Here is a 12,370-nt window from a genome sequence, read left to right as displayed (position 1 = left end):
AAGCGGATCAATTCCCCGGCAGGTAATCGGAGGCCATCCCCAGGCTCCAGAGGCGCAGAGGGTTCGTCGGGTCCGACAGAAGCTTGATCGTGAAGGCGATGCAAACCGCCACCAGCAGCGGCTTGATGAGCTTGGCGCCGGTGCGCATCGCAAGCCGTGAGCCAACCTGTGCGCCGAAGAACTGACAGACACCCATCATCAGCCCCACCGTCCACAGCGTTGCGCCGAAGGAGGCGAAGACGATGAGCGCGCCGATGTTCGAGCCGAGGTTCAAAAGCTTGGTATGCGCAGTTGCCTTCAGCATGCCGAAACCTGCGAGCGTCACGAAGGACAGCATGAAGAAGGAACCCGTGCCTGGACCGAAAATCCCGTCGTAAAGGCCGATCAACGGCACGAATGTCATGCCGAATAAGAATGGCGTGACGCGGCGGTGGGTATCGAGGTCGTTCAGGTTTGGCTTGAAGGCGAAATAGAGCGCGATCGCGATAAGCAGCACCGGCATGATGGCGCGCAGAACATCGCCGGGCACGATCGTCGCAAGGGCTGCACCGAGCGATCCGCCCATGGCCGCCATCATGGCCATCGGCAGTTGTTCTTGAAGGTTCACATGGCCCTTGCGGGCATAGGCGATCGTCGCGGACGCTGCTCCGAAAACGGATTGCACCTTGTTCGTGCCGAGCGTCTGGAGCGGCGGGATCCCTGCGATCAGCATCGCCGGGACGGTGATGAGCCCACCGCCGCCTGCGATGGCATCGACAAAGCCGGCAAAAAAGCCGGCAAGGCACAGGAGTAGAAGCAGTTGGGGAGCGATATCGGTCAAAGCGGAACTCGAAGGCGGACTGAAGTCCGCGCCATGTTGCATTTCCTGCTTCCGGCTGCAATGGCTGGACAAACACCCATCATTTCAAATAGGGCCGATGACCGGAATCACCTTTGACAATTCACGCCGCCATGTCCTCGGCCTCGGTTGCGAGCGCGGGACGCCGCCCGACGAAGTCATGGCGCTTGCGGCCGAGGTTTTGTCGCTGGGTGGCCTGGTGCCCGATGAACTCGCAGCGATCGCGTCGATCGACGGCCGGGCCGGAGAGCCTGCTATTGTCGAGGCTGCCAGGCATTTCGGCGTACCATTGCTGTTTTTCAGCGCCGCACGCCTTGAGGAAGAGACGCCGCGCCTTAAGAATCCATCCGACATCGTCTTTTCCCAGGTCGGCTGCCACGGCGTTGCCGAGTCCGCTGCGCTTGCCGTTTGCGGCTGCAATGCAGAGCTTGCCGTGCCCAAGATCAAATCTGCGCACGCAACCGCGGCGATCGCCCGCATGCGGTTGCAGAAAGAATAACGGCCGCTATGGTGTCGCCACTTCGCGAGGCGTTTTCCGGCACGCGACGAACAGCATAAAAGGAAAATCTCATGCACAAGGTCATATATGACACGGACCCGGGCGTCGATGACGCCATGGCGCTCCTCTTCCTGCATCGTCACCCCGACATTGATCTGATCGGCATCACCACCGTATTCGGGAATGCCTCGATCGAAGCGACGACGCGCAACGCGCTGTTTTTGAAGCGCGAATGGAATATTCCGGCTCCCGTCGCCAAGGGCGAGGGTACGACGATCGATCCGTCGCGCAAGGAGATCGGCTGGCCGACCCTCGTGCATGGCGACAATGGCCTCGGTAATATCGACGTGCCGGAAACGGTCGATGGGCCGCTCGATCCGCGCCCGGCCTACCGGTTCATCATCGACACCGTGCGCGCCAATCCGGGCGAGGTGACGCTCGTTGCCGTCGGCCGCATGACGAACCTTGCGCTGGCCCTGAAGGAAGATCCGGGGATCGCCAAGCTCGTGAAGGCCGTCGTCATCATGGGCGGCAATTTCTATGTGCCGGGCAATGTCTCGCCGGTCGCAGAAGCCAATATTCACGGCGATCCGGAAGCTGCCGACATCGTCTTGACCGCTCCCTGGAAGGTCGTGGTCATTGGCCTCGACGTGACCGCGGTCACGACTATGAGCCGGCGCTATCTCGCCGCTACCGCCGCAGAGGGCGACAGTGCCGTCAAACTGTTGAACGAACTCTCGCAGTTCTATATCGATTTTTATGCGCACGCCGTCGATGACGGAATGATGGTGCATGACAGCTGCGCCTGCGTCTACGTCGTGGCGCCGGAACTCTTTTCGACCATCACAGGTTCTGTTCGCGTCGTCTGTGGCGGTATTGCCGACGGCCAGACGATCGTGAAGCCGGATGGCCGCCGCTTCCCGCCCGGAGATTGGGACGGCCTGCCGAGCCAGATCGTCTGCACCGGCGTCGAATCGGAAAAGGTGATCGGCCTCGTGCGCGAGACGCTGCTGCGCGCTTGATGAATTGCGGAGCCGGTGTTGTCTCCGCCGGTTCTTGCCGAATCGGATCAATGGGATGGCTTGCTTTGCTTGTGTTCGGATACAACCGATTCCAATATTAAGCCGCTTTCCATCCCCAGCCTGTGGTGGGTCTTCACGGTTGCCGTTGACCTTGCCTGCTGCCGGGCATAGATCACCTGAATGATCGAAAGCGCATTCTCCCATCTGCCGGCGCTGGAGCCGGGGAGCGTCTGGCTCGTCGGCGCCGGGCCGGGTGATCCTGGGCTGCTGACGCTGCTTGCCGCTAAGGCGATGGCGCAAGCCGATACGATCATTCACGACGCGCTGGTGAACGAGGAATGCTTGAGGCTCGCGCGGCCCGATGCCGTTCTCGAATATGCCGGCAAGCGAGGCGGCAAGCCTTCCGCGAATCAGCGGGATATCTCGCTTCGCCTGGTCGAACTTGCGCGCTCAGGCAAACGCGTGCTGCGGCTGAAGGGCGGTGATCCCTTCGTCTTCGGCCGTGGCGGCGAAGAGGCGCTGACGCTGGTCGAGCATAACATCCCGTTCCGCATCGTGCCGGGCATTACGGCCGGGATCGGCGGTCTCGCATATGCCGGCATTCCGGTCACCCATCGCGACATCAACCATGCGGTGACGTTTCTCACAGGCCATGATTCTTCCGGCATCGTGCCGGATGCGATCAATTGGGAGGCAATCGGCCGCGGTTCTCCGGTGATCGTCATCTATATGGCGATGAAGCATATCGCCCAGATCAGCGCCAACCTGATCGCGGCCGGCCGCAATCCGTCGGAGCCGGTCGCCTTCGTATGCAATGCGGCAACCAGCGGGCAGCAGGTTCTTGAAACGACGCTTGGCGAAGCACCGGCCGCCGTCGCGGCCTCCGGGTTGGAGCCGCCTGCAATTTTCGTCGTCGGCGAGGTCGTGAAATTGCGCCCGTCGCTCGATTGGTTGGGTGCTTTGGCAGGGCGCAGGCTGCAGCCTGATCCATTTGGCCGCACGGGCGGGAGGGTGATGGCATGAGCGGCTTGCTGATCGCTGCGCCGTCCTCCGGCTCGGGCAAGACTACGATCACGCTCGGCCTGCTTCGGGCGCTTCGCAATCGCCGTGTTGCGATCGCTCCCGGCAAGGCCGGCCCCGACTATATCGATCCAGCCTTTCATTCCGCCGCCAGCGGCACGCCCTGCCTGAATTTCGACGCCTGGGCCATGCGCCCCGAATTGATTTCCGCCAATGCCGCGCTTCACCGGTCCGGCGATCGCATTCTGGTCATTGAAGCGATGATGGGCCTCTTCGACGGCGCGGCCGACGGCAAGGGGACGGCGGCCGATCTCGCTGCGATGCTTCGCCTGTCGGTCGTGCTCGTTGTCGACGCCTCGCGCATGTCGCATTCGGTCGCGCCGCTCGTCAGCGGCTTTGCGAGCTTCCGCGCCGACGTCCGTATCGCCGGCGTCATTCTCAACAAGGTCGGCAGCGAGCGGCACGAGACGATGCTGCGCCAGGCGCTCGATGCGATCCGCATGCCGGTCATCGCCGTCATCCGCAGCGACAAGACATTGGCGCTTCCGGAGCGGCATCTGGGCCTCGTCCAGGCTGGCGAGCATCAGGGGCTGGAGGACTTTATCGAGCATGCCGCCGAAGCTGTATCCGACGAGTGCAATTTCGAGTTTCTCCTGCGCACCGCGCGCCAGGGCCTCAATGTTCCCTCGGCGGCGAATATCCATCGGCTGGCGCCGCTCGGAAGCCGGATTGCCGTTGCCCGCGACATCGCCTTTGCCTTTTCCTACGAACATATGCTGCTCGGCTGGCGCCGCCGCGGGGCAACGATTTCCTTCTTCTCGCCACTGGCCGACGAAGCACCCGTTGCCGACGCCGACGCGATCTATCTGCCGGGCGGTTATCCGGAATTGCATGCCGGAGTGATCGCGGGTGCGCAGACGTTCCGCCGGGCGTTGATCGAGGCTGCCAGGCGCGGCACTCGCATTTACGGCGAGTGCGGCGGATACATGGTCCTTGGCGAAGGGCTGATCGATGCTGGCGGCACGCGGCACGAGATGGTCGGCCTGCTGCCGCTTGTCACCAGCTATGAAGAGCGCAGCCGGCATCTGGGCTATCGCCGCGTACAGCCGGTCGACGGGGCATTCTTCGACCATGCCATGACGGCCCATGAATATCATTATTCCACTGTCGTTCGCGAAGGCGAGGCCGACAGGCTCTTCAGGGTGAGCGATGCTCTCGGCATCGGACTCGGCGAAGCCGGCCTTCGCCGCGGCCAGATCGCTGGGTCTTATATGCATCTGATCGACCTTGCTGGAGCCGCCGGATGAGTGTTGCGATCGTGCATGGCGGCGGGATCACGGCCGCCGCGGCTGCCTTTGGCGGAAGGCTGGAGGATTGGCTTGATCTATCGACCGGCATCAATCCGTGCCCGGAGGCGCTGCCGGACATTCCTGCTCAATCCTGGCATCGCCTTCCCGACAGGTACCTGGTGCAGTCTGCCGTTGCCGCTGCCCGCGACTATTACCGCAGCGGCGATCTCCTGCCATTGCCTGTTCCGGGCACACAATCCGTCATCCAGCTTCTGCCCAGACTGATCGAGCCCGGCAGGCCGATCGCGATCGTCTCGCCGACCTATGGCGAATATGAGAAGGCGTTCCGGTCAGCCGGCTTTATCGTGGATGCGGTCGATGCGATCGGGGATGTCGACGACAGGCATGCGCTTGCCGTCGTTGTCAATCCGAACAATCCTGATGGCCAAAGCTATAAGCCGGACGAGCTCGCCGCGCTGCATGACCGGTTAAAAGGGCAGGGCGGCTTGGTCGTCGTCGACGAAGCCTTCGGCGATGCCGAGCCGAATTTAAGTCTCACGCCTCTTGCATCGCGACTTTCAAATCTCGTCATCTTCCGTTCGTTCGGCAAGTTCTTCGGCCTCGCAGGTCTGCGGCTCGGCTTCGTCGTGGCTGCAGGCGATATCCGCGAGCGTTTCGAGGATTGGCTCGGCCCTTGGGCGGTGTCCGGTCCGGCGCTGTCGATCGCCGCGTCCTTGCTGCGGTCGGATACGGCTCCAATCATCCGCAGGATCGCCGAGCGCCAGCATGCCCTGGAAGGCGTGTTGAAAGGTGCCGGTTTGGAAACGGCCGGCGGTACGCGGCTCTTTTCGCTCGTCAAAGACAGCCTCGCAGGCCGCATTCACACGCATCTCTGCCGCCACCATATTCTCGTCCGCAAGTTCGACTATGCGCCGGAATGGCTGCGTTTCGGCCTCGCGCCCGATTTCGCCGCCGACAATAGGCTTGCGGTCGCTTTGGAAAGTTTTGACGGATGACGATCGACGAAAATCTCCTCGTGCTGTTGCTGGCGCTCCTTCTCGACCGGATCGTCGGCGATCCGGATTGGCTGTGGTCGCGGCTGCCGCATCCCGTCGTCCTCTTCGGCAAGGCGATTTCACATTTCGATCGTCAGTTCAACAGCGAGACGCTGACGAAGGCCGAGCGGCGGCTCAACGGCACCGTCTCGATTACGGTGCTGTTGGCCTTCAGCGCTGTCGCAGGCCTCGTGCTGCACTGGTTCTTCGGGCTGTTCGGCTTTGTGGGAATTCTGCTCGAAGTTGCCTGCGTGGCGATCTTCCTGGCGCAGAAGAGCCTTGCGGACCACGTTTCTGCGGTGGCGGAAGCCTTGCGCTGTGAGGGGATCGTCGGCGGCCGCAAGGCCGTGTCCCGCATTGTCGGTCGCGATCCTGAAACGTTGGACGAGCCGGGCATTTGTCGTGCGGCGATCGAAAGCCTGGCCGAAAACTTCTCCGATGGCGTCGTTGCCCCGGCACTCTGGTATGTCATCCTCGGTCTGCCCGGCCTCTTCATCTACAAGATGCTGAATACCGCCGACTCGATGATCGGACACAAGTCGGACAAGTACATCGATTTCGGCTGGGCCGCAGCTCGCCTCGACGATCTGGCGAATTGGCCGGCCGCCCGTCTTGCCATCCTGCTGATTGCCGCTGGCGCCTGGCTCCGGCGCGGCGCAAGCGCCAGCCGCGAAGCCTTCCAGGTTGCGATCCGCGACGGCGGTCTGCATCGCTCACCGAATTCCGGCCGGCCGGAGGCGGCCATGGCCGGTGCCCTTGGTTTGCAATTGGCAGGTCCGCGGGTCTACGCCGGCATCGTCGTCAGCGAACCGATGATCAACGGCGCAGGCCGCGGCACGGCCACCGTCAGCGACGTCGAGGACGGGATCGCGGTATTCAATGCGAGTTGCATGATAATGGCGATCGCCGTGTTTCTGGCATTCGTCGCTTTGCTTTGACGGTGCCTCGCACGAGTTTCGGCGTTATCCAGACAAGAATGCTGGTCAGTTGATCCGAGCATTTATGCCATTTGCTGTTTCGGCAACAGTTGCGCGCCAAATTTGAAAGCAGATCATGCGAAAGCATTGGCTTTTGAAATGGATTTGCCTATGAGGGGGATAAATTCGTCATTGAAAGAGGTACAGCGCGTGACCGCTACATTCGATAAAGTTGCCGACATCATTGCAGAAACCAGCGAGATCGATCGCGAAACGATCACGCCGGAGAGCCATACGATCGACGACCTCGGTATCGATAGCCTCGACTTCCTCGATATCGTTTTCGCCATCGACAAGGAATTCGGCATCAAGATCCCGCTTGAAAAGTGGACGCAGGAAGTCAACGAGGGGAAAGTTTCCACCGAGGAGTATTTTGTGCTGAAGAACCTCTGTGCCAAGATCGATGAGCTTCGCGCCGCCAAGGCCTGAGCGACACAGCTGTCTTTTTTCTCCGCCCTGCCTCTGCGATCAGTAGCGGCCGGGCGGTTTTGTTCCTAACTAGGCGTATCCGGCGCTCGCTTTCTCGCCGGGCCGGAGGATCCGATGCTGCTGGAATATTTCCAGATGATTGACCGCGTGGAAGCGGTCGACCTCGAAAAGGGTATGCTCAAGGCGCGTTCCGTCGTGCCGGCGAAAAGCCCCGTTTTCGAAGGCCATTTTCCGGGTATGCCGCTCGTTCCGGGCGTGCTCCTCATCGAAACCATGGCGCAGGCCTCCGGCATGCTGGTGCTGGCAGCGACTGATTTCGCCGCGATGCCGTTCCTGATGTCGGTAGATGGCGCCAAGATGCGCACCTTCGTCGAACCAGAGGCGGTTCTCGACATTGAGGCGTTTCTGGAGCATGACGGGTCCGGCTTTGCCGTGACCAAGGCAAAGATCACGAGCGGCGGCAAGAAGGTCTGCGATGCGCAGTTGAAGTTGCGCACCATGCCCTTCAGCGAGGTTCCGCTCGGCGAAATCGTGAAAAAGCGCGCGGGCGAGGTCGGCCTGATGGATGCGATCGCTGCGCAGGGAGTAAAGGGATGAGCAAGGCTCAAAATGATGTCCTCATCACCGGTGTCGGTATCGTCACCTGTCAGGGCGTCGGCAGGGATGCGCATGTCGCGCTCTTGACGGCAGGCCGCGCGCCGGAGCCGATCATCGAGACCGAGAAATTCAAGCCCTATCCGGTGCATCCGCTGCCGGATATCGACTGGTCGCAACAGATCGCCAAGCGCGGGGATCAGCGCCAGATGGAAAACTGGCAGCGCATCGGCGTCTTTGCCGCCGGCCTGGCGCTCGATGACGCGGGCTTCAAGGACAATGCCGAAACCTGCGGCAGTATGGACATGATCGTGGCCGCTGGCGGCGGCGAGCGTGACATCAACGTCGATACGCTGATCGTCGACGAGGGCCTGAAGCGCAATGATCGCGAGCTCTTACTCAACGAGAAGCTGACTACGGAGCTGCGCCCGACGCTCTTCCTGGCTCAGCTTTCCAACCTCCTCGCCGGCAATATCTCGATCGTCCATAAGGTCACCGGTTCCTCGCGGACGTTCATGGGCGAGGAGGCTGCAGGCATCTCCGCCGTCGAAACGGCGTTCTACCGGATCAAGTCGGGCGAATCCTCGCATGCGCTCGTCGGCGGCGCCTTTGCCGCCGAGCGTCAGGACATGATCCTGCTGCCCGAATCGATCGGCGCTCATCTGCAGGGCAAATGGGTACCGCTTTGGTCGCGCAAGGATGCCGAAGGTGGCGGCATGATCCTCGGTTCGGCCGGAGCGTTTGTCGTCCTGGAATCGCGCAAGCACGCGGAAGCGCGGGGCGCGCATGTCTATGCCACGATCGATTCCATCGAAGGCGACCGCGGTAACCGGAATGCCGGGAAATTTGAGGCTCGTCTCGGGCGCTTGCTGCAGCCGGCCAAGAAGCTTGCGCCGGAAAACACTGCGATTTTCTCCGGCTCGACCGGCATGCATGACCTGGCAGAGCGCGAGAAGGCGGTTCTGGAGCATGAGCTTCCGGGCGCGGCCGTCCGCGGCTTCGGCGGCGTGTCCGGCCATGCGATCGAAGCGCAGTTTACCGTTGGACTTGCTTTTGCGGCACTTGCCGTCGACAGCAAAGCGAAGGTGCCGCCTTTCGACGTCGCGCACGAAAAACCGATGAGCGCCGGTACGACGGCCGCGGTCGTCACCGCAGTCGGCCACCAACGCGGCGAGGGTGTCGCCGTTCTTTCCGCGGATGCGTGAGGAGTGAGCAAATGACAGAAGCGACTTACAAGGATCATCTCGGCCGCCCGATCGTCGCGGTCACCGGTATGGGAATCATTACCTCGCTCGGCCAGGGGCTCAAGGACAACTGGGTGGCGCTGACGTCCGGCACTTCCGGGATCCACGCCATCACGCGCTTTCCGACCGACGGGCTCTCGACGCGCATTGCCGGCACTGTCGATTTCATCGACATCCCGGTCCCCAACGCCGTTGAGCGCTCCTACGCTTTTGCCCGCGAAACGACGATCGAAGCCCTTTCCGTTGCCGGTATCTCCGGCGATTTCAACGGTCCGCTTTTTCTCGCCGCGCCGCCGATCGAGCCGGAATGGAGTGCCCGCTTCGATCTCGCCGACCGTTCGCCGCCCTCCGACCATCCTGGCGATGCCTACGAGCGGTTCCTGGCCGCCATGCGCAAGCGCACGGATTCCGCCTTCCATGAAGCAGCACTGTTCGGCGCGATCTCCGAGCGCCTGGCCGACCGTTTCGGCACGCGCGGGCTGCCGGTGACCCTTTCGACCGCCTGTGCTTCTGGCGCCACCGCGATCCAGCTCGGCATCGAAGCGATCCGCCAGGGGCGTACCAATCGCGCCCTTGCTGTTGCGACCGATGGTTCGCTGAGCGCCGAAGCGCTCATCCGCTTTTCTCTGCTTTCCGCGCTGTCGACGCAAAACGATCCGCCGACGAAGGCTTCCAAGCCCTTCAGCAAGGATCGCGACGGTTTCGTCATCGCCGAGGGTGCAGCGACGCTGGTCCTCGAATCGTTGGAAGCGGCCGTCGCGCGTGGCGCCAAGGTGCTCGGCATCATGAAGGGCGCAGGTGAAAAGGCCGACTCCTTCCATCGCACCCGTTCGTCGCCCGACGGCGGCCCGGCGATCGCCACGATCCGTGCCGCCCTCATCGATGCCGGCATCGAAGAGAGCGGCATCGGCTACATCAATGCTCACGGCACTTCGACGCCGGAAAACGACAAGATGGAATATGGCTCGATGCTTGCCGTCTTCGGCGAGCGCATGGCCTCCATTCCGCTGTCCTCCAACAAATCGATGATCGGCCATACGCTGACGGCTGCTGGTGCGGTCGAAGCGGTGTTCTCGCTGCAGACCATGCTCACCGGCACGCTGCCGCCGACGATCAACTACAACAATCCGGATCCATCTATCGTTCTCGATGTCGTACCGAACAGGAAGCGCGAACAGCAGGTTTCCGCCGTGCTTTCGAACTCTTTCGGCTTCGGCGGCCAGAACGCCAGTCTTGTCATGGCGCTCGAACCGGCTTAAGCGGTTGCCGACAAAACAAGAGAGACAAGACGCCTTCGAGGCGAGAGGTTTTTTATGCGCGCATTGCAACTGATCGATGACCGCAAGCTGGAGATCACCGATCTGCCGGAACCGGATGCCCCGGCTGCAGGTGAGGTGACGCTGCGCGTAAAGGCAGTAGCCCTCAACCATATCGACGTCTGGGGCTGGCGCGGCATGGCATTCGCCAAGCGCAAGATGCCGCTCGTCATCGGCGCGGAGGCCTCGGGCGTCGTGGAGGCGATCGGCCCGGGCGTCGCGCACGTCTTGCCCGGCCAGTTGGTGGCAATCTACGGCGCGCGCACTTGCGGTCTCTGCCGTTCGTGCCGCGAGGGCCGAGACAATCTCTGCGAGCACGTCTCTGGCGTCCATGGTTTCCATCTTGACGGCTTTGCTCAGGAGAAGGTGAACCTTCCGGCCCGCCTGCTCGTTCCGGCACCGCCCGGCGTCGATGCCACCGGCGCGGCTCTGGCGCCCGTCACCTTCGGGACGGTCGAGCACATGCTCTTCGACAATGCCAAGCTTGAGCCCGGCGAGACGATCCTCGTGCATGCCGGCGGTTCGGGCATCGGTACGGCGGCGATCCAGCTCGCCAAGAAGATCGGCTGCACGGTGATCACTACCGTCGGCTCGGACGACAAGATCGAGAAGGCCATGGCGCTCGGCGCCGATCACGTCATCAACTACCGCACGGATCGCTTCGAGGGCGTGGTGCGCAAGCTCACGAAAAAAAAGGGCGTCGATGTCGTCTTCGAACACGTGGGCAAGGATACCTGGGCGGGCTCGATGCTGTGCATGAAACGCGGCGGCCGCCTCGTCACCTGCGGCTCGACGTCTGGCGTTTCCACCGACATGAACCTGATGATGCTCTTCCAGCAGCAGCTGAAGCTACTGGGCTCCTTCGGCTGCCGTATGGAGAATATGGCGAATGCCATGCAGAAGATGGGACGTGGCCTCGTTCATCCGGTCATCGACACGGAAGTCGGCTTTAACGATATCGACCGCGCGCTCGAACGCATGGAATCCCGCCAGATCTTCGGCAAGATCATCCTGAAGATGGACTGAACCGGTGAAGCTCTTCCTCACCCGGATCGTTCTGAAGCTCGAGCATTTCCGCCAGTGGCTGATCGCTCAGCTGGCCTTCGGCTTCATGAATTTTCTGAAGCTGTTTCCTGCAGATAGCGCGATCGGATTTGCTGATTGGCTGACCCGCAAGATCGGTCCGCACACATCGCGCCACAAGCTGATGCTCTTCAACCTGCGCAATGCCTTCCCTGAGAAAGGAGAGGCGGAGCTAGAAGAGATCGCCTTGGCGAGTTGGGGCAATATGGGCAGGCTCGCCGCCGAATATGTCTTTCTGGATCGTTTGTTCGATTTCGACCCGCAAAGGACAGGACCGGGCAGGGTGGAAGTCTCCGGAATCCCAATCTTCCTCGACCTGCGGGACAATCCCCGGCCGTTCATCGTCTTTACGGCGCATACCGGCAACTTCGAACTCCTGCCCGTCAGCGGCGCTGCCTTCGGTCTGCATGTGACGGTTCTCTTCCGTCCACCGAACAATCCTTATGTCGCCCAGAAGGTCTTCGATTTCCGCAGCGCCCGCATGGGCAAGCTCGTACCGTCGCATGCAGGCTCATCCTTTGCACTTGCGCGTCAGCTCGAAGCCGGACAGGGTGTCGGCGTTCTCGTCGATCAGAAGTTCCGCAAAGGGCTGAAGACCACTTTTTTCGGCCTGGACACGAAGACGAATCCTCTCTTGCCGAAACTCGTCCGCCAGTTCAACTGCGAGGTTTATCCCGCGCGCTGCATCCGCCTTCCCGGCAACCGCTATCGGCTGGAAATCGAGCCGAAGCTGGACATGCCGCGCGACGAGAAGGGCAATCTCGACCTGAAAGCGACCGCGCAGATGCTGAACGACAAGGTCGAAAGCTGGGTGCGGGAATACCCGGCCCAATGGCTCTGGTACCACGACCGTTGGAAGGTAAAGCACGAAGTTCTTAAGTGAAGGGCTTTCAACCTCTCATATCTCATCCACTAAAACCCATGTGACGTTCACGTTGAACGTGAATCCTGATCATGTTATCCGTCGCTACTAAGGCGAGTAACGGGATTCACGTACGTGTCAT

Annotated in this window: 13 protein-coding genes; 12 read left to right on the top strand and 1 reads right to left on the bottom strand. The window is 61.7% G+C overall.

Annotation, left to right across the window (positions count from 1 at the left end):
* Nucleotides 1-7 precede the first annotated feature (7 nt).
* Nucleotides 8-820 (bottom strand): TSUP family transporter, encoded by an 813-nt coding sequence (locus AM571_RS11820; RefSeq protein ID WP_074063204.1) that lies wholly within the window; start codon nt 818-820, stop codon nt 8-10.
* Between the two features lie 97 nt (nt 821-917).
* Here AM571_RS11820 and AM571_RS11815 point away from each other — a divergent pair, with 97 nt between their 5' ends.
* From AM571_RS11815 to AM571_RS11760, 12 genes are all read left to right on the top strand, one after another.
* A complete protein-coding gene (locus AM571_RS11815; protein WP_074061565.1) occupies nt 918-1,337 on the top strand; it encodes a cobalamin biosynthesis protein in 420 nt (139 codons plus the stop codon).
* 71 nt (nt 1,338-1,408) lie between these two features.
* The gene (locus tag AM571_RS11810) at nt 1,409-2,359 is read left to right on the top strand and encodes a nucleoside hydrolase (protein WP_074061564.1); all 951 of its coding nucleotides are present in this window, start codon (nt 1,409-1,411) and stop codon (nt 2,357-2,359) included.
* A 180-nt stretch (nt 2,360-2,539) separates the two neighbouring features.
* Nucleotides 2,540-3,382, top strand: a complete 843-nt coding sequence (cobA, locus tag AM571_RS11805) for a uroporphyrinogen-III C-methyltransferase (RefSeq protein ID WP_074061563.1) — start codon at nt 2,540-2,542, stop codon at nt 3,380-3,382.
* Nucleotides 3,379-4,686 (top strand): cobyrinate a,c-diamide synthase, encoded by a 1,308-nt coding sequence (locus tag AM571_RS11800; RefSeq protein ID WP_074061562.1) that lies wholly within the window; start codon nt 3,379-3,381, stop codon nt 4,684-4,686. The genes cobA and AM571_RS11800 overlap by 4 nt, the downstream gene beginning before the upstream one ends.
* The gene (gene cobD / locus AM571_RS11795) at nt 4,683-5,684 is read left to right on the top strand and encodes a threonine-phosphate decarboxylase CobD (RefSeq protein ID WP_074061561.1); all 1,002 of its coding nucleotides are present in this window, start codon (nt 4,683-4,685) and stop codon (nt 5,682-5,684) included. The genes AM571_RS11800 and cobD overlap by 4 nt, the downstream gene beginning before the upstream one ends.
* The gene (gene cbiB, locus AM571_RS11790; RefSeq protein ID WP_074061560.1) at nt 5,681-6,661 is read left to right on the top strand and encodes an adenosylcobinamide-phosphate synthase CbiB; all 981 of its coding nucleotides are present in this window, start codon (nt 5,681-5,683) and stop codon (nt 6,659-6,661) included. The genes cobD and cbiB overlap by 4 nt, the downstream gene beginning before the upstream one ends.
* A gap of 150 nt (nt 6,662-6,811) precedes the next feature.
* Complete coding sequence (locus tag AM571_RS11785) at nt 6,812-7,129, top strand: acyl carrier protein (RefSeq protein WP_022715027.1); 318 nt, start codon at nt 6,812-6,814, stop codon at nt 7,127-7,129.
* A gap of 114 nt (nt 7,130-7,243) precedes the next feature.
* Nucleotides 7,244-7,726, top strand: coding sequence for a 3-hydroxyacyl-ACP dehydratase FabZ family protein (locus AM571_RS11780; protein WP_074061559.1), 483 nt, complete (start codon nt 7,244-7,246; stop codon nt 7,724-7,726).
* Entirely contained in the window at nt 7,723-8,928 is a 1,206-nt protein-coding gene (locus AM571_RS11775; protein ID WP_074061558.1) for a beta-ketoacyl-ACP synthase, read from the top strand. The genes AM571_RS11780 and AM571_RS11775 overlap by 4 nt, the downstream gene beginning before the upstream one ends.
* Nucleotides 8,929-8,939: 11 nt before the next feature.
* The gene (locus AM571_RS11770; protein WP_074061557.1) at nt 8,940-10,226 is read left to right on the top strand and encodes a beta-ketoacyl-ACP synthase; all 1,287 of its coding nucleotides are present in this window, start codon (nt 8,940-8,942) and stop codon (nt 10,224-10,226) included.
* A gap of 54 nt (nt 10,227-10,280) precedes the next feature.
* Nucleotides 10,281-11,309, top strand: a complete 1,029-nt coding sequence (locus AM571_RS11765; protein WP_074061556.1) for a zinc-binding dehydrogenase — start codon at nt 10,281-10,283, stop codon at nt 11,307-11,309.
* A 4-nt stretch (nt 11,310-11,313) separates the two neighbouring features.
* A complete protein-coding gene (locus AM571_RS11760; protein ID WP_074061555.1) occupies nt 11,314-12,249 on the top strand; it encodes a lipid A biosynthesis lauroyl acyltransferase in 936 nt (311 codons plus the stop codon).
* The last annotated feature ends 121 nt before the right edge of the window (nt 12,250-12,370 follow it).

It is taken from the genome of Rhizobium etli 8C-3, from assembly GCF_001908375.1.
GTDB lineage: Bacteria > Pseudomonadota > Alphaproteobacteria > Rhizobiales > Rhizobiaceae > Rhizobium > Rhizobium etli_B.
This window is presented reverse-complemented; position numbering and strand designations above follow the sequence as displayed.